This is a genomic window from Streptomyces sp. BYX5S, assembly GCF_054724165.1.
In genome coordinates this window covers 2,578,640-2,594,779 of the sequence record NZ_CM138829.1, presented here as the reverse complement: position 1 = coordinate 2,594,779, position 16,140 = coordinate 2,578,640, and the positions used below count along the sequence as shown (strand labels likewise).

General features: G+C 72.2%; 15 protein-coding genes. 7 read left to right on the top strand and 8 right to left on the bottom strand.

Features of this window, described 5'->3' with window-relative positions; translation table 11 throughout:
• Positions 1-134: 134 nt before the first annotated feature.
• The gene (locus ACYBSK_RS11845) at positions 135-329 is read left to right on the top strand and encodes a hypothetical protein (protein WP_018534760.1); all 195 of its coding nucleotides are present in this window, start codon (positions 135-137) and stop codon (positions 327-329) included.
• A gap of 37 nt (positions 330-366) precedes the next feature.
• On the top strand, positions 367-1,947 hold the full coding sequence (locus ACYBSK_RS11840) for an EF-hand domain-containing protein (protein WP_460246007.1): 1,581 nt from the start codon (positions 367-369) through the stop codon (positions 1,945-1,947).
• Between the two features lie 125 nt (positions 1,948-2,072).
• On the opposite strand, the gene ACYBSK_RS11835 is transcribed toward ACYBSK_RS11840, so the two are convergent.
• Entirely contained in the window at positions 2,073-3,572 is a 1,500-nt protein-coding gene (locus tag ACYBSK_RS11835) for an SCO1417 family PLP biosynthesis transcription factor (protein WP_460246006.1), read from the bottom strand.
• Positions 3,573-3,671: 99 nt separating this feature from the next.
• Here ACYBSK_RS11835 and yczE point away from each other — a divergent pair, with 99 nt between their 5' ends.
• The 4 genes from yczE (at position 3,672) to ACYBSK_RS11815 (ending at position 7,144) form a co-directional block, all read left to right on the top strand.
• Positions 3,672-4,346, top strand: coding sequence for a membrane protein YczE (yczE, locus tag ACYBSK_RS11830; RefSeq protein WP_460246005.1), 675 nt, complete (start codon positions 3,672-3,674; stop codon positions 4,344-4,346).
• The gene (locus ACYBSK_RS11825; RefSeq protein WP_460246004.1) at positions 4,343-5,110 is read left to right on the top strand and encodes a glycerophosphodiester phosphodiesterase; all 768 of its coding nucleotides are present in this window, start codon (positions 4,343-4,345) and stop codon (positions 5,108-5,110) included. Before yczE ends, ACYBSK_RS11825 begins: the two co-directional genes overlap by 4 nt.
• Positions 5,111-5,157: 47 nt before the next feature.
• The gene (locus tag ACYBSK_RS11820; RefSeq protein ID WP_457476862.1) at positions 5,158-6,513 is read left to right on the top strand and encodes an MFS transporter; all 1,356 of its coding nucleotides are present in this window, start codon (positions 5,158-5,160) and stop codon (positions 6,511-6,513) included.
• Positions 6,514-6,769: 256 nt separating this feature from the next.
• Positions 6,770-7,144: an RNA polymerase-binding protein RbpA gene (locus tag ACYBSK_RS11815; protein WP_109379407.1), complete on the top strand. Its 375-nt coding sequence runs from the start codon at positions 6,770-6,772 to the stop codon at positions 7,142-7,144.
• Between the two features lie 88 nt (positions 7,145-7,232).
• Here the strand turns inward: ACYBSK_RS11815 and fxsA are convergent, their stop codons facing one another.
• The 4 genes from fxsA to ACYBSK_RS11795 form a co-directional block, all read right to left on the bottom strand.
• The gene (fxsA, locus tag ACYBSK_RS11810) at positions 7,233-7,829 is read right to left on the bottom strand and encodes an FxsA family membrane protein (protein WP_457476861.1); all 597 of its coding nucleotides are present in this window, start codon (positions 7,827-7,829) and stop codon (positions 7,233-7,235) included.
• Positions 7,830-7,887: 58 nt separating this feature from the next.
• Positions 7,888-8,661, bottom strand: a complete 774-nt coding sequence (locus ACYBSK_RS11805) for a polyprenol monophosphomannose synthase (RefSeq protein ID WP_457476860.1) — start codon at positions 8,659-8,661, stop codon at positions 7,888-7,890.
• 552 nt (positions 8,662-9,213) lie between these two features.
• Positions 9,214-10,827 carry an amidohydrolase gene (locus ACYBSK_RS11800; RefSeq protein ID WP_460246003.1) on the bottom strand — a complete coding sequence of 538 codons (1,614 nt, stop codon included), beginning with the start codon at positions 10,825-10,827 and terminating at the stop codon, positions 9,214-9,216.
• A gap of 181 nt (positions 10,828-11,008) precedes the next feature.
• Complete coding sequence (locus ACYBSK_RS11795; RefSeq protein ID WP_018534770.1) at positions 11,009-11,449, bottom strand: Lrp/AsnC family transcriptional regulator; 441 nt, start codon at positions 11,447-11,449, stop codon at positions 11,009-11,011.
• A 233-nt stretch (positions 11,450-11,682) separates the two neighbouring features.
• On the opposite strand from ACYBSK_RS11795, the gene ACYBSK_RS11790 reads away from it, so the two are divergent.
• Complete coding sequence (locus ACYBSK_RS11790) at positions 11,683-12,138, top strand: hypothetical protein (RefSeq protein WP_457476858.1); 456 nt, start codon at positions 11,683-11,685, stop codon at positions 12,136-12,138.
• A 5-nt stretch (positions 12,139-12,143) separates the two neighbouring features.
• On the opposite strand, the gene ACYBSK_RS11785 is transcribed toward ACYBSK_RS11790, so the two are convergent.
• The 3 genes from ACYBSK_RS11785 to ACYBSK_RS11775 form a co-directional block, all read right to left on the bottom strand.
• Positions 12,144-13,262: a phosphotransferase family protein gene (locus tag ACYBSK_RS11785; RefSeq protein ID WP_460246002.1), complete on the bottom strand. Its 1,119-nt coding sequence runs from the start codon at positions 13,260-13,262 to the stop codon at positions 12,144-12,146.
• Positions 13,263-13,313: 51 nt separating this feature from the next.
• Positions 13,314-14,387, bottom strand: coding sequence for a hypothetical protein (locus ACYBSK_RS11780; RefSeq protein ID WP_460247005.1), 1,074 nt, complete (start codon positions 14,385-14,387; stop codon positions 13,314-13,316).
• 582 nt (positions 14,388-14,969) lie between these two features.
• Positions 14,970-16,133, bottom strand: a complete 1,164-nt coding sequence (locus tag ACYBSK_RS11775; RefSeq protein WP_460246001.1) for an acyl-CoA dehydrogenase — start codon at positions 16,131-16,133, stop codon at positions 14,970-14,972.
• Positions 16,134-16,140: the final 7 nt, after the last annotated feature.

The window sequence follows — 16,140 nt, the reverse complement described above, 5'->3', positions numbered from 1 at the left end:
GAGCGGCTCACCAGCGACGCGCGATCGGGTGAAACCAATTAATTTCCACCCATTTGCACCTTTTGTCGTATAGATACATGCTGTGAGCCTGGAAGAACTCATGGTGACTGTCCCCATCAACCAGGAGAACCCTCATGATCCTGTCCATCTCGGGCGTCGTGCTGCTCGGCATCATCGTCTTCCTGTTCTTCCGCAAGGACGGCCTGAAGGCCTCGCACGCACTGGTCTGCGCCCTCTTCGGCTTCTACTTGGCGGGCACGGCCATCGCCCCGAGCATCAAGGCGGGCGGTGCGAGCCTCGCCAGCCTGCTCGGCGGGATCAAGTTCTGACGGCACACCCACCCGCACACACCTTCAGGAGACCGAAGTGGCCAGGCGCCCTCTCCCCCGCATTCTGAGCAATGGCAGCGCCTCGATCGCCCGGAGCCGGGACATGGCACGGACGGCAGCCGACAGCGCCACCGACGTTCTTCACCCCCTCATCACGATCACTCGTGGCCTGCGTCGTCTGGCGGCCGCCGGACGACGCAAGTGGGCGGACACCCCCAAGGAGAAGCGCGGACCGCTGCTCTTCCTGGTGGCCGCCGTGGTCCTCGTCGTGGTGTTCATTCCGTACGGGCCGCTGCTGGCGTTCATCACCCTGATGGCGGCGGCCGCGTGGAAGGGGCGCGATCCGAAGCCGCCGGAGCAGACCGGCCCCGACGCATCGCAGGTCGAGCGCCTCTCGTCGCTCTACGAGGCGCTCGTTCCGTACTTCTCCGTCGCCGAGGACCCCAACCCGCTGTACGCGCACGGGGGCGACTGGGAGAAGGCCTTCAAGACGTTCGACTTCGACGGCGACGGCCGGGTCGACCGGATCGACATCCGCTACCCCGCCTACTTCACGGACGGGGAGTCGGACTCCCGGGCCCGGATCGAGCAGCTGCTGCACGCCAAGCTCGGCCGGGGCCGCGAGTACCACTTCTCGTGGGACGAGGAGGGCAACCACCTCACGGTGAACGTGCTCGACCCGCTGCCCACGGACATCGCCGCCCAGCCCTTCGTGACCTCGCCCGGTGAGACCGTGCTCGGCTTCACCGACGGGACCGGCGTCCAGCGCACGCTGCCGGTACGGGCGGGCGACGAGGAGCGGGACGCGCCGCCCGTCGTGTGGCGCACCGGCGTCCGTTCCACCGAACCGCACCTGCTGGTCGCGGGTCAGCCGGGCAGCGGCACCACCTCGCTGCTGCGCTCCGTCGCGCTCCAGGCCCTGCGCCACGGCGACGTGCTGATCATCGAGGGCAGCGGCACGGGCGACTACGCGTCCCTGGTGGGCCGGTCCGGGGTGCTCGCCGTGGAGTGCGGGCTCGCCGGGGCGCTGACCAGCCTCGAATGGGCCGCACACGAGACGGAGCGGCGGTTGATCGCCGCGAATCGGGCGCGGCAGGCCGGGCACCCCACCCCGGACGACATCAAGCGCCCGCTGTGGATCCTCCTCGACCGTCCCGGCGCCCTGGGCCACCTCGCCGCCGCGGACGGGCGCAAGGATCCGCAGACGCTGCTCCAGGTGCCGCTGCGGCACGGCCGTGCGGCCGGTGTCACGGTGGTCGTGGCCGAGCAGTTCGACAGCCTCGACGCCCTGATCGAACCGGTCAGGCAGCACACCCGCGCGCGCGTGGTGCTCGGTCCGGCCTCCCCGGAGGAGCTGGCGGACGTCCTCGGCGCACTGCCGCAGACGACGCCCACCGCCGACATCCCGGCGGGCCGCGGATACGCCCGCCTGGGCACGGGACCGATCCACCGCCTCCAGGTGCCCGCCACCCCGGACCCGTACGACGACGCGACCAGCGAGGCGCACCGGCAGGCGGTCTCGGCGCTCCTTCCGGAGCGCAACACTCCCGCGGACGCGTCCCTGGAGAAGCCGGCCGAAGCGGTGCACGACGAGGCCGAGGCGATGGCCGAGCGCTGAGACCAGCCCTCCCACGGCTGGCGAAACAGCTCTCCTATAAGAGGTCCTATAAGAAGAAGGCGGCTCCCGCGCGGGAGCCGCCTTCTTCTTATAGGAGAGCTGTTGCCTGCCGGGCGGAAAGCCGTCTACGCGATCAGCGTGCGCGGCACGTCCCCTCCCGTGCCCTGCCCCTCCCGGACCAGGCGCGCCGCCGCCGCGAGCCGCTGCGCCGCCTCGTCCGCCACGGCGCCGCCCACGGTGAAGGGCAGCCGTACGTATCCCTCGAAGGCGCCGTCGACGCCGAAGCGGGGGCCCGAGGGGACCCGCACCCCGACCCGCTCGCCCAGCTCGGCCAGGCGCGAGCCCGACAGGCCGCCGGCCTTCACCCACAGCGTGAGGCCGCCGCGCGGCACGTCAAACTCCCAGTCGGGCAGCTCCCGTCGCACCGCGGTCACCAGCGCGTCCCGGTTCTCGCGCGCCTGCCCGCGCCGCAGCGCCACCGCCTCTTCCCAACCTCCGGTGTTCAACAGCCAGTTCACCGCCAGCTGCTCCAGCACCGGGGTGCCGAGGTCCGCGTACGCGCGCGCGGCGACGAGGCTGCGGATGACGTCGGGCGCGGCGCGCACCCAGCCGATGCGCATGCCCGCCCAGAACGCCTTGCTCGCCGAACCGACCGTGACGACGGTGGAGCCCGAGGGGTCGAACGCGCAGACCCGGCGCGGCATGTCGACGTCCGGGTCGATGTACAGCTCGGTCATCGTCTCGTCGACCACGAGCACGGTGCCCGCCGCGCGCGCGGAGTCGACCAGCGAGCGGCGCTGCTCCTCGTCGGCGAGCGCCCCGGTCGGGTTGTGGAAGTCGGCGACCACGTAGGCGAGCCGGGGCGCGGCCTCGCGCAGCACCTGACGCCAGCGGTCGAGGTCCCACCCCCGCAGGCCGTCGGCCATCGAGACGGGCACCAGCCGCAGCCCCGCCTCGCGCATCAGCTGAAGGATGTTCGCGTACGAGGGCGACTCCACGGCCACCCGCTCGCCGCGACCGGCGAAGAGGTGGCAGATCGCGTCGATGGCGCCCATCGCGCCGGTGGTGACCATGATCTGCTCGGGCATGGTCGGGATGCCGTGCGCGGTGTACCGCTCGGCGATCATCGTGCGCAGCGCGGGCAGGCCCGCCGGGTAGTCGCCGTGGGTGTGGGCGTACGGCGGCAGCTCCTCCAGGGCACCCTGGACGGCGCGGGTCAGCCACGGCTCGGGGGCGGGCAGGGCCGCGGTGCCGAGGTCGATCATGGAGCCGAGGGCCTCGGGCGGGAGGGGTTCGAGGCCGCGCGCGGGCAGCGGGTTCCCGGCCGGCACGGCGGTCCAACTGCCCGCTCCCCTGCGGGACTCCAGGAATCCCTCGCCGCGCAGCGCCTCGTAGGCGGCCGCGACCGTGGTGCGGCTCACCGAGAGCGACTGGGCGAGTTCGCGCTCGGCGGGCAGGCGCGTGGCCACCGAGACGCGGCCCTCCAGGACCAGCAGCCGGATCCCGTCGGCGAGCGCGCGGTACGCGGGCGGCCGGCGGGCGCCGGTGCCCGCGGGGCGTGCCTGCTGCGAGGTGAGCAGCCGCGCGAGTTGTGTCGAGCCGATCGCCGAGGTCCACTCCGCCATCCGAACCAGTCCACCTTCCCCGAATTGGCCATGGTTGGCATCCGATCCCACGCCACAGAGTGTCACGGGTCAGGCCACTACCACCACAAGGGGTTCATCTTGTCCGCGTCACCGTCCTCGCCGCCGCCCGCCGGACGGCTCCCCCGCCGTCTCGTGCAGCTCTATGTGGGCCTCGCACTGTACGGCGCCAGTTCGGCGCTCCTCGTGGAGGCGGGACTCGGCCTGGAGCCCTGGAACGTGCTGCACCAGGGGCTTGCCGAGCTGACGGGCATCTCCATCGGCGCGGTGTCGATCGTCGTGGGCGCGATCGTGCTGCTCCTGTGGATCCCGCTGCGGCAGCGCCCGGGGCTCGGCACGGTGTCGAACGTCTTCGTGGTCGGTCTCGCGATGGACGGCACGCTCGCCCTGGTCCCGGACCCGCACTCCTACGGGGTGCGCATCCCGCTGATGCTCGCCGCCATCGTGCTCAACGGGGCCGCGACCGGTCTCTACATCGCGGCGCGGTTCGGCCCCGGGCCGCGCGACGGCCTCATGACCGGGCTGCATCAGCGCACCGGCCGCTCGATCCGCCTGATGCGCACGGTCGTGGAGGTCGCCGTCGTGGTGACCGGCTTCGCGCTGGGCGGCACGATCGGCGTGGGCACGGTGCTGTACGCCCTGGCGATCGGCCCGCTGGCCCAGGTCTTCCTGCGCGTGTTCGCCGCCTCCGCGTCGCCCGCCGGTTCCACGGTGGTCGCCGGGGCCACCGGGCGGCGGGCCATACTGCGACGGTGACCTCGCGCGTACGCCACCCCTACCTCGACCATCCGGGGCCCCTGCCGCTCGCCCACCGGGGCGGGGCGGCGGACGGCCTGGAGAACACCGTCGCCGCGTTCCGCCGCGCCGTGGACCTCGGCTACCGGTACATCGAGACCGATGTGCACGCGACGAGGGACGGCCGGCTCGTCGCCTTCCACGACACGACGCTCGACCGGGTCACGGACGGCAGCGGCCGGATCGCCGACCTGCCGTGGCAGGCCGTGAAGGACGCGCGCGTGGCGGGCACGGAACCGGTGCCGCTCTTCGAGGAGCTGCTGGAGTCGTTCCCGGACGTGCGCTGGAACGTGGACGTGAAGGCGGAGCCCGCGCTCGTCCCGCTCCTCGACCTGCTGCGCCGCACGCGCGCGTGGGACCGCGTCTGCGTCGGCTCCTTCTCCGAGGCGCGCGTCGCCCGCGCCCAGGCCCTCGCGGGCCCCCGCCTGGCGACGTCGTACGGCACCAGGGGCGTCCTCGGCCTGCGGCTGCGCTCGTACGGGATTCCGGCGACGCTGCGGCGGTCGGCGGTCTGCGCGCAGGTGCCGGTGGCGCACGGGCGGGTCCGGGTGGTCGACCACCGCTTCGTGCGGGCCGCCCACGCGCGCGGGTTGCAGGTGCACGTGTGGACCGTGAACGACGAGAAGGAGATGCGGCGTCTTCTCGACCTCGGGGTCGATGGCATAGTTTCCGATCACATCGAAACGCTGCGGGACGTCCTCAAGGACCGGGGGACCTGGGTCTGAGGCCCGGCCCCGCGACGCCGGACGACGGGGACTGCAAGGGGACACGGGTGGGCACGGAGACCGCGCCAGAAGCGGTGACGGGGGCGTCCGCGCTCGCCGAGCGCAAGCGCGAGCAACGCGGCTGGTACTTCTACGACTGGGCGTGCTCGGTCTACTCGACCAGCGTTCTGACGGTGTTCCTGGGGCCGTATCTGACCTCGGTCGCGAAGGCGGCGGCGGACGCGGACGGCTTCGTGCACCCACTGGGGATCCCGGTGCGCGCGGGCTCGTTCTTCGCGTACTCGGTGTCCCTTTCGGTGCTCCTGTCGATCTTCGTGATGCCGCTCGCGGGCGCGGCGGCGGACCGCTCGGGGCGCAAGAAGCCGCTGCTCGCGGCCGCCGCGTACACCGGCGCGGCGGCGACGGCCGGGATGTTCTTCCTGGACGGCGACCGCTATCTGCTCGGCGGCCTGCTCCTCGTCGTGGCGAACTCCTCGCTCGCCGTGTCGATGGTGCTCTACAACTCGTACCTGCCGCAGATCGCTCCCCCGGAGGAGCGCGACGCCGTCTCCTCGCGCGGCTGGGCCTTCGGATACGCCTCGGGCGCCCTGGTCCTGCTGGCGAACCTGGTGCTGTACACGGCACACGACACCTTCGGCGTCTCGGAGTCGACTGCGGTGCGCATCTGCCTGGCGTCGGCGGGCGTGTGGTGGGGCGCGTTCACCGTGGTGCCGCTACGCCGACTGCGCGACCGGCGCACCGCGGCCGCGCCGGGTGGTACGGCGCCCGGCGTGCGGCAGCTGGTGGCCACGGTGAAGGACATGCGCCGCCATCCGCTGACGCTCTCGTTCCTCCTCGCCTACCTCGTCTACAACGACGGCGTGCAGACGGTGATCTCGCAGGCGTCCGTCTACGGGTCCGAGGAGCTCGGTCTCGGCCAGTCGACGCTCATCGTGGCGGTGCTCCTGGTGCAGCTGCTCGCGGTGGCCGGGGCCCTCGCGATGGGCCGCCTCTCGCGCGCGTACGGCGCCAAGCGCACCATCCTCGGTTCTCTCGTGGCGTGGACGGTGACGATCGGGGCCGGCTACTTCCTGCCCGCCGGGGCTCCGGCGTGGTTCTTCGTGCTCGCCGCCGGGATCGGGCTCGTCCTGGGCGGCACGCAGGCGCTCTCCCGCTCGCTCTTCTCGCATCTCGTGCCCGCGGGCAAGGAGGCCGAGTACTTCTCCGCGTACGAGATGAGCGACCGCGGGATGAGCTGGGTGGGGCCCCTGGTGTTCGGGCTCGCGTACCAGCTGACCGGGAGTTATCGCGACGCGATCCTGTCCCTTGTCGCCTTCTTCGTGATCGGTTTTGCCCTGCTCGCGAGGGTTCCGGTCCGCCAGGCGGTGCGCGACGCGGGAAATTCCGTACCCGCGAGGATTTAGCACCTGAAGGCAAAGACCGGTAGTGTACGCGGTTGGCCTGCCAGGCGTACCGTTACTGCACGTCTAGATCGCAAAACGCTCGGTGATATCCGGCGTGAGATGTGACAAACCGGGCACGGGTGGGTACAACAAGGGGCGGCTACGACGGCGACGCATGACCCGGAAACCGGGAATCTTTACCGCCGACCGGACGTTGACCGGATGACGACGACAGCGACACCTGTCCTGTGGGCGACAAGCCCGGGAGGCACGATTCATGAGTGAGCGAGCTCTTCGCGGCACACGCCTCGTAGTGACCAGCTACGAGACGGACCGCGGCATCGACCTGGCTCCGCGCCAGGCCGTGGAGTACGCATGCGAGAAGGGGCACCGTTTCGAGATGCCCTTCTCGGTGGAGGCCGAGATTCCGCCGGAGTGGGAGTGCAAGGTCTGCGGGGCCCAGGCACTTCTCGTCGACGGGGACGGCCCTGAGGAAAAGAAGGGCAAGCCGGCTCGTACGCATTGGGACATGCTGATGGAGCGGCGCACCCGTGAGGAGCTCGAAGAGGTCCTCGAGGAGCGTCTGGCAGTGCTGCGTTCCGGCGCGATGAACATCGCGGTGCACCCGCGGGACAGCCGCAAGTCGGCCTGATCCACGGGCCCGCACCGGGCAACACATACGGCCGGGGGCCGGACACACACCGTGTGTCCGGCCCCCGGCCGTATCCCGTGCGGGCCCGTCAGGGCGTGAGCGGCGGCCGCGGGTCCGTGTCGTCACGGCGCGGACCGGGGCGCTCGTCGTCCCTGATCACCTCGCCCTGGATCACGGTGCCGCCGGACTGCCGCATCCGGGCCTGCTGGAACGCGTCCCCGAACGTGCTCCGGGACGTCGCCGCGCCCATCCTCCGCTCGACCGTGCGCTCCGTGTAGCGGCTCAGCGCCGTGCGCAGCGGCGGCACGAGCAGCAGCAGGCCGAGAACGTCCGAGACGAGGCCGGGGATCATCAGCAGGAGCCCGGCGAGCATCAGCAGCCCGTTGCCCTGCGAGCGCTTCTCGGTGGCCTTGGCGGGGTCCTGGGCGCCGCTCTGCTGGCGCTGGAGCGTCTCGGTGAGGTTCTGGAACGCCCGCCGGCCCGCGGACTTCATCACCACGGCGCCGAGCACGATCCCGGCCACCAGCAGGATGCCCAGTGTGAAGCCGCCGATCGCGCCCGCCACCACCGTGAGCAGCCAGATCTCCAGGACCAGCCAGGCGGCGACGCCGAGCGGCAGGAATCTGCGGACCCGGGAGCGCCGGGCCCCGGTGGACGGGTTGCGGGGCGGAGTGCCTGTGGTCATTCCCCCAGTCTGCCTGGGCCCGGGTGCGAATGGCGTAAGCGGGGGATGAAGATCGCTCTCAGCGGGTGTCCGGCTTGCGGCCGAGGACCTTGTCGACCCGCGCCCCCACGCCCCACGTGGTGACCCGCCAGAGCGCCTCGACGACGATGTCCTTGCTCATCTTGGAGTCGCCGCGCTCACGCTCGACGAACGTGATGGGGACCTCGACCACGTGGTAGCCCTCCCGCACCGCGCGCCGGGCCAGGTCGACCTGGAAGCAGTAGCCCTGCGAGGCGACCTCTTCGAGGCCGAGCCCCTCCAGGGTCTCGCGGCGGAAGGCGCGGAAGCCGCCGGTGACGTCGCGGATCGGGACGTCCAGCAGGAGCCGGGAGTACGTGGAGCCGCCGCGGGAGATGAACTGGCGGTGCTTGGGCCAGTTGACGATGCGGCCGCCGGGCACCCAGCGCGAACCCAGGACCAGGTCGGCGCCCTTGAGCGCGGTCAGCAGCCGGGGCAGTTCCTCCGGCTGGTGGGAGCCGTCGGCGTCCATCTCGACGAGAACCCCGTACCCGTTCTCCATCCCCCAGGCGAAGCCCGCGAGGTAGGCGGCGCCCAGGCCCTCCTTGCCGGTGCGGTGCAGCACGTGCACCTGCTCGTCGTCGGCGGCCAGCTCGTCGGCGAGCTTCCCGGTGCCGTCGGGGCTGTTGTCGTCGGCGATCAGGACGTGTGCCGCGGGCACGGACTCCCGCACGCGGCCCACGACGGGCTTGATGTTCTCCGCCTCGTTGTAGGTCGGGATGATCACCAAGGTCGTGCCCAGAGGGCCGAACTTCCGCCCACCGCCGTCGTTCACATCTTCCCCTTAAAACTTCCGTCCACAGGGGGACCACCATAGCGAGCACCCCAGTTCACGCCGATAAGGCGCCCTGGGTGAGCTGAGGTGAGCCGGAGACGAGGCGGGTCGTGGCGGGTCTCCGTACGCCGCGGAGACTGCGCGGGTACTGCGGATCGGGGCCGGGCGTCCTTCGGGCCGACCTGGGGCCCGCTGGCTGCGGGTCGACCTAAAGCCGTTGTCTACTGAACGCCCGGGCCCCACCCGGGTCGCACCTGGCCGACCGGCCGGAACGTTCCAGCGCCCCGTGGCGCGGGCGCTGGGCCTGGCTCCCAGTAGTGGTACGCCGGTGCGGCGCACCACCCTCTGACCCAGCTGCGTCCTACGACTGCCTGGACTTCCCCGGTCGTGCCTGGAGGTGGTGGACTCGGCCGAACCTACCCGTCGACCTCCGCGCTTTGTCAACAGCCGTTCGACCTGCGCCTCTGCGTGAACTCCCCTGGTCAGGGCGGAGGATTCGCAGGTCGCACGGGACCGTGCGGGGCCAGGATCGAGGTCGCGGCGCCCCGGTAATCACTCGTCCGGCCGTACGAAGACCGTCTGTCCGAAGACCACCGTCCGCAGGCAGACGGGGAGTTGGGCTCCCGGGGAGAGGTCCGGCAGGCCGGGCGTGCCGGAGCGGGGGTCGGTCGACCAGCGGGCCACGCGGTCGTCCGGGGCCTGCACGATCAGCTCGTCCGTGCGCCACACGGCGTAGTCGGCGGGGGCGCCGGGGACGAGGATGCCCGCGTCGTCGCGGCCGACCGCGCGCCAGCCGCCGCGGGTGTGGGCGGTGAAGGCGGCCCGTACGGAGACCCGGTGTTCGGGCGTCCGGTGGAAGGCGGCGGCGCGGATCGTGCCCCAGGGGTCGAGCGGGGTGACCGGGCTGTCCGAGCCGAACGCGAGCGGCACGCCGGCCTTCAGCAGGGCCGCGTACGGATTGAGGGTGCGGGCCCGCTCGGCGCCGAGGCGGTCGGCGTACATGCCGTCCTCGCCACCCCACAGCGCGTCGAAGGCGGGCTGCACGGAGGCGGTGAGGCCGAACTCCGCGAAGGCGGCGACGGTTTCGGGGGTGAGCATCTCGGCGTGCTCGACGCGGTGGCGTGCCGCGCGTACGCGCGCGAGGCCCAGCTTTTCGGCGGCGGCGCGCATGCCGTCGACGACGGCGGTGACGGCGGCGTCGCCGATGGCGTGGAAGCCGGCCTGGAGGCCGGACTCCGTGCAGGCGACCACGTGGGCGGCGATGTCCTCGGCCGACAGGTAGGCGGCGCCGTGGTGCGGTTCGTCCGCGTACGGCTCGTGCAGGCAGGCCGTGTGGGAGCCGAGCGAGCCGTCGACGAACAGGTCGCCCGCGGCGCCCAGTGCGCCGAGCGCGCGGGCGCGCTGGATGTCGCGGTCCGCCCAGTAGCCCGCGACGCGGGGGCCCGGCTCGGAGCGGGCGAGGTCGAGCAGGCCGGTGAAGTCGTCCTCGGAGGAGATGTCGGGACCCGCGCACTCGTGCACCGAGCCGACGCCGAGGGAGGCGGCGTGCCGGAGCGCGGCGCGCTGGGCCTCGTTACGTTGCTGGGGGCCCACGGCGGCGAACGCGGCGGCGCGCACGGCGTGGTGGGCGTCGCGGGTCAGGGGACCCTCCGGGTCGAAGCCGGGGCGGCCCGTGACGCCGGGGACCATGTCGAGGAGGGCGGTGCTGACGACGGCCGAGTGCACGTCGATACGGGTGAGGTAGACAGGGCGTCCGGCGGTGGCCTCGTCGAGTTCCGCGCGGGTGAGGGGGGCGCGGTCGGGCCAGCGGGCGGCATCCCAGCCGTGGCCGAGCAGGACGCGGTCGGTGGGGTTGGCCGCGGCGTGTTCCCGTACGAGCGTCAGGGCTTCGGTGCGGGTGCGGGCGGCCGTGAGGTCGAGGCCGGTCAGGGCGAGGCCGGTCGACGTGGTGTGGACGTGGGCGTCGGTGAACGCGGGGGTGACCAGGGCGCCGTCGAGGTGGACGACCTCGTCCACGCCGTCCGCGAACGCGTCCGCCGCGCCTTCCGAACCGACCCAGGCGACGTGGCCGGCCTCCACGACCATGGCGGTGGCGAACGGGTCGGCCGCGCTGTGGATCTCACCTTGGCGCAGGAGGACGGTGCGGGGGCTGGGGGGCGTGCTCATACCGGCATTTTCCCGCGCCCGCGGGGTGGGGGTGCGGCGGGGTCGGCTTTGTGCGCCGTGGGGCGATGAAGGAGCGGGCCCATCCAGCCCCTCCGGCGTTTGAGGAGCGGGGTCCGGGGCGGAGCCCCGTGGCGTAAGGCCGGGGCCGGGGCCGGGCGGAGGCAGCGCGCGGCGGTGCGCGTCAGATGCGCGGAGGGCGGGCCTCGTACGGGGTGGAGAGGACGACCGTCGTCCGGGTGGAGACACCCGCGAGGGAACGGACCCGGGCCAGGAGGTTCTCCAGCTCGTGCGGGGTCTCGACCCGCACCTTGAGGATGTAGTTCTCGTCGCCCGCCACGCTGTGGCACGCCTCGATCTCCGGCACCCCCGCAAGGCGCTCCGCGATGTCGTCGGGCGCACTCGGATCGAACGGTTTCACCGAGATGAACGCGGTGAGCGGCAGCCCGACGGCCTCCGGGTCGACCACCGCGGCGTATCCCCGGATCACGCCGCGCTGTTCGAGGCGGCGCACCCGCTGGTGCACCGCGGACGTGGACAGGCCCGTGGCCTTGCCCAGGTCCGTGTAGCTCATCCGCCCGTCCTTGACGAGCAGCTGCACAATCTGTCGGTCGAGCTCCTCCATGCCGCTGAACCTACCCGCCCCTTGATCCTCCCGGATACCGGAAGGATCGAGATGGGCGATACGTCTACCGCCGGACGGGCAAGCGCATTCGACATGTGACGAACGCCACAGGCCTCAGGCCGTGTCCACCGGCATGCCGCGATTACCTGGACGACCTTGCGGGAAATGCTTGCTGTGGTCGAGGCCGCCACCCATGGACATCAGCGGCCGGCCCACCCGAGGGGGAGAATCCCATGCAGAGTGTGAAGCGTTCCGGACGTGTCGGCGCGCGCGGTCGTCAGCAGGCGATCACCGAGCCCCAGCCGGAGGGCGTCGAATCCGACGTCTTCGACGGCTACGGGGAGGACGGCGAGGGGTACGAGACGTTCGAGATGTACCGGGTGGCCTGCCCGGACTGCGGCAAGGCCATCGCCCTCCTCGCGGAGGAGGACGTGCTTCCGGAGCACGCGCATGTGACGTCCGCGTGGAATCCGTTCGGGCTCACCGTCTGCGCCGGCTCCGGCCGGACCGTCTCCGAGGCGCTGCCCACCGGCGACCCGACGGGCGCTCAGGAGCAGGACGCCGCCATCCTTTTGACGCTCCCTCAGGGGCTGGACTGGCGCACTCAGCCGTTCTCGCACGTGGGCGGTCCCGGTTCGCGCCCGTTCCGGGTGCCCGAGCAGCCCCGGCGCAGCGCGGCGGCCGCCTGAACGCCTCAGGCCCCGCTCTCCCAGTACCTGCCCTGCACCATGGCCCGCAGGCTGTCGTGGTGCAGGATCAGTGTGTCCGGGTCCGCCGGCACGGTGGCCTCACCGAAGTGGATCTGCCGGTAGGCGACGCGGAGCATGACGACGGCGTGCCGCAGCGCCGCGTAGAGCGTGTAGAAGTCCATGTCGCGCGGGGTGTGGCCGGTCAGCCGCGCGTAGCGGGCCTCCACGCGGTCGCGGCGCAGGAATCCGGGCAGGCCGTCCTGGCCGAAGCTCTCGGTCAGATCCTGGAAGAAGCGGTGCAGATACACCGTCCAGCCGAGGTCGACCTCGCGCGGGGCGAGCGCCGCCATCTCCCAGTCGAGGACGGCGGCGGGCTCGAACCCGTCGGCCGTGTAGATGATGTTGCCGATGCGGGCGTCGCCCCAGTTGAGGACGGCGGGCCCCTCGTGCCGCGGCCACAGCTCCTCCAGGCGCCCGAAGGCGCTCTCGATCAGCGGTGACGAGGCGCGCCCCTCCACCACCCAGGCGTAGTACGCCCGTTGGGACTCCACGTGGCGGCGCAGCGGGCTGCCCTCGCCCGGCAGTGCCAGGAAGTCCGCCTCGGCCGCCGGCACTCCGTCGTGCAGCCGCGCCAGCACCTCGACGCTCGTCTCCTCCAGCCGCTCCCGCTCGTCGTCGCTCGCCTCGTGCAGCCAATTCCCCTCGTACGTATAGGGCATGACGTCCGGCGGTACGCGTCCCGCCACCCGTTCCATGACGAAGAAGGGGGCGCCGAGCGGGCCCGCGTCCTCCTCCAGCCACAGCACGCGCGGCACCGGAAGTCCGGTGCGTTCGGCCGCGAGGCGCATCGTCCGGTACTGGCGCGGCATGTCGTACACCGGGAAGATCGTGTACGCCGACGGGTCCGCCGCCAGTCGCAACGCGCAGGCGCGGACGGGCGGTTCGGGGTGTTCGATGTCGAAGAGCAGCGTTTCGCTCGACATGCCGTTGGACTCGGGGACGGTGACGTTCACCGCCTTCGCCCCCGGCAGCAGCCGCCCCAGCCAGGCGGTGAGACGTCGGGCCACCTCCTCCGGTTCACGCGTGGACGTGCGGGGCCTGGGCTGCCGAGGGGTTGCCGCCATCGCCGAACTCCCTTGTCCTGGAGGGTGGTTACGACCTGGGGTGCCGGGTGTTCACGGGCGCCGCGGGGCCACCGAGTCGAAGCCCGTGAAGCCGCTCGGATCGTGGCGGCCGAAGCTGCCGTGCTCGAAGATGCCGTACCCGACCTGCCCGTCGAGGGTGAAGCGGGCCGCGTGGTCGACGACCCCGAACGCGGCGCGGGGGTGGGCCGCCGGGTCCCCGAGGTCGTAGGTCCGCCGGTCGCACCAGTCGCGCCCGCGCCAGGTGCCGTGCTGCCAGTCCTCGGCCGGCGGGTAGCCCGCGCCGACGGCGAGCGGCGAGGAGGCGAGGATCTCGACGCCCACGTCGAGGGGTTTGCGGTCGGCCGGGTCCACGAGGTGGATGACGGCGCGCTCGGGGTGGCGGGTGCCGGGGCGGTAGGTGATGTCGGTGTGCGGCCAGCCCAGTTGGCGGTCGCGGTGGCCCGCGCGGACCACGGTGGCGTCGTTGAGGGTGCGGTGGCCGTCGGCGTCCTCCTGTGTGATCACCATGAGGAAGCGGTCGTCGAAGCGGATCGGCGCCCAGATCCAGTGGAAGCCCTCGGTGGGATGGTCCTGCGCGAGCCTGCCGCCCTCCTCCCCCGGCACCGGCCGTACGCCCCAGCTCCGGTCACGGGTACCGGTCCAGCCGTCCAGCCGGATCTCCCGGCCCCCGATCCGCAGCCACCCGTCGCACCGCCCGGCCTGCACGAACCGCTTGCCCTCCAGGGTGAGCCGCGCCCCCTTGCGCTGAGTGTGGTGCGGCTCCCAGAGCGCGTCGAAGTCCGCGCTCCAATTGATCTCGTACGAGAGTCCGTCGGGGTCGTCCGGGTCGGCGGCGCAGGACAGGACGAAGTCCTTGAGGGGACGCTCGACGACGATCCGCAGCGGGCCGACGCGCAGGTTCATCCGCGTGTCGTCGCCCAGGGCGTCCGAGGCGCGGACCGCGTGCAGGGTGTCGCCGACGCGCAGGGTGGCGTAGGCGTCGATCACGCCCAGGTTCGGGTAGACGCCGAGGCCGAGGATGAGCAGGTGGCGGCCCTCGGGGTCGAAGAGGTGGAAGATGCAGCGGTCGTAGGCGTTGCGGTCGCCGGTGGCGACGTGCTTCATCGACAGCGGCACCTGGTGGACGGGCCACTCGTCGAGAGCGACGGGGCGGTCGTCATCGGCCACGGCAAACCTCCCTGGGCGCACGGTGGTTGACGTCGCCCGGAAGGGGTGCGGCCTGCCCGGCGGCGGAGTTGACGGTACGTCAGCCGTGCCCGACTGGCCAGACGTTCGACGGCCGGGCGCCACGCGTACGGGCATGTCGTGAACTGACGCTCGAATTCGTCAACCAGTGACCCCGCTCATCCCTCTTTCGTTGAGCGGGCATGACCTCGACGCAGACCTCGGCACCTGCGCCCACGGGACGACGCAGGCGCATCCTCGTACCGGTTACCGCAGAATCGGTTCATCAGACGCAACAGGCACATCAGACTCATCAGTCGCACCAACCCCAGCTACCGCAGCCCTCGCAGCAGCCGCCACAGGCCCGGCCGCCGCACCCGCAGCCGCCCCAGACCCGCCCCCACAATCCACCGATCTACCAGGCGATGATCACGGCCTGGTCCGAGCGCGGGCGGACGCTGCCGGGGTGCGAGGACCCGGAGTGGGCGCGGCTCGTCGCGCCCACCGTGCGCCCCGGGCAGTTCAGCGCGATTCAGGACCGGCGAGGTGACGGGCGATGACCATGCGCTGGATCTGATTGGTGCCCTCGACGATCTGGAGCACCTTGGCCTCGCGCATCAGGCGCTCCACCGGGAAGTCCGCCGTGTAGCCGTACCCCCCGAGGACCTGCACCGCGTCCGTGGTGACCTTCATCGCGGCGTCCGTGCACAGCAGCTTCGCCATGGCGGCCTGCTTGGAGAAGGGCCGGCCGCCGTCCCGCAGCCGGGCCGCCGACAGATACAGGGCGCGGCCCGCCTCGATCTGCGTCGCCATGTCCGCCAGCATGAAGCGCAGCCCCTGGAAGTCGGCGATGGGCCGGCCGAACTGGGCGCGCCCCTTCGCATAGTCCACCGCCGCGTCGAGCGCGGCCTGCGCGACGCCGACCGCGCAGGCCGCGATGCCGAGCCGCCCCGAGTCGAGCGCCGACAGGGCGATCTGGAAGCCCTGCCCCTCGTCCCCGAGACGGCGCGCGTCGCTCACCCGCACGCCGTCGAAGTGCACCTGCGCGGTGGGTGAGCCCTTCATGCCCATCTTCTTCTCGGGCACCGCCGCGCTCAGCCCCTCCGCGTCGCCGGGGACCAGGAACGCCGTGATGCCGTGGGCGCCCTCGCCGCCGGTGCGGGCCAGCACCGTATAGAAGTCCGCGATGCCGCCGTGCGTGATCCAGGCCTTCGTCCCCGTGAGCACCCAGTCGTCGCCGTCGCGCACCGCCCGCGTACGCAGGGACGCCGCGTCGGACCCGGAAGCCGGCTCGGAGAGGCAGTACGCGCCGAGCAGGCCACCGCCGAGCATGTCGGGCAGGTGCTCGGCGCGCTGCTGCTTGGTGCCGAAATTGGCCAGCGCGTGGCAGGCCAGCGAGTGCACGCTGACGCCGAGGCCGACCGTGAGACGGGCGGCCGCGAGCTCTTCGAGGACCTGGAGGTAGACCTCGTACGGCTGCTCGCCGCCGCCGAACTCCGCGTCGTACGGCAACCCGAGCAGTCCCGCGTCCGAGAGGAGCCCGAAGGTCTCGCGCGGGAAGCGGCCCGCCTCCTCGTCCTCGGCCGCGTGCGGGGCGATCTCCCGCTGCGCGATGTCGCGGACGAGCCGCAGCAGATCCTGAGCTTCGTCCGTCGGCAGCTGACGCTCGATTCCTGGCTCCGGCATGGCGACG

Excerpts from the sequence above, each read along its gene's own strand:
- ACYBSK_RS11845 (WP_018534760.1), top strand. The coding sequence starts at position 135 with ATGATCCTGTCCATCTCGGGCGTCGTGCTGCTCGGCATCATCGTCTTC.
- ACYBSK_RS11835 (WP_460246006.1), bottom strand. The coding sequence starts at position 3,572 with ATGGCGGAGTGGACCTCGGCGATCGGCTCGACACAACTCGCGCGGCTG.
- ACYBSK_RS11815 (WP_109379407.1), top strand. The coding sequence starts at position 6,770 with ATGAGTGAGCGAGCTCTTCGCGGCACACGCCTCGTAGTGACCAGCTAC.
- fxsA (WP_457476861.1), bottom strand. The coding sequence starts at position 7,829 with ATGACCACAGGCACTCCGCCCCGCAACCCGTCCACCGGGGCCCGGCGC.
- ACYBSK_RS11800 (WP_460246003.1), bottom strand. The coding sequence starts at position 10,827 with ATGAGCACGCCCCCCAGCCCCCGCACCGTCCTCCTGCGCCAAGGTGAG.
- ACYBSK_RS11795 (WP_018534770.1), bottom strand. The coding sequence starts at position 11,449 with ATGGAGGAGCTCGACCGACAGATTGTGCAGCTGCTCGTCAAGGACGGG.
- ACYBSK_RS11790 (WP_457476858.1), top strand. The coding sequence starts at position 11,683 with ATGCAGAGTGTGAAGCGTTCCGGACGTGTCGGCGCGCGCGGTCGTCAG.
- ACYBSK_RS11785 (WP_460246002.1), bottom strand. The coding sequence starts at position 13,262 with ATGGCGGCAACCCCTCGGCAGCCCAGGCCCCGCACGTCCACGCGTGAA.
- ACYBSK_RS11780 (WP_460247005.1), bottom strand. The coding sequence starts at position 14,387 with ATGAAGCACGTCGCCACCGGCGACCGCAACGCCTACGACCGCTGCATC.
- ACYBSK_RS11775 (WP_460246001.1), bottom strand. The coding sequence starts at position 16,133 with ATGCCGGAGCCAGGAATCGAGCGTCAGCTGCCGACGGACGAAGCTCAG.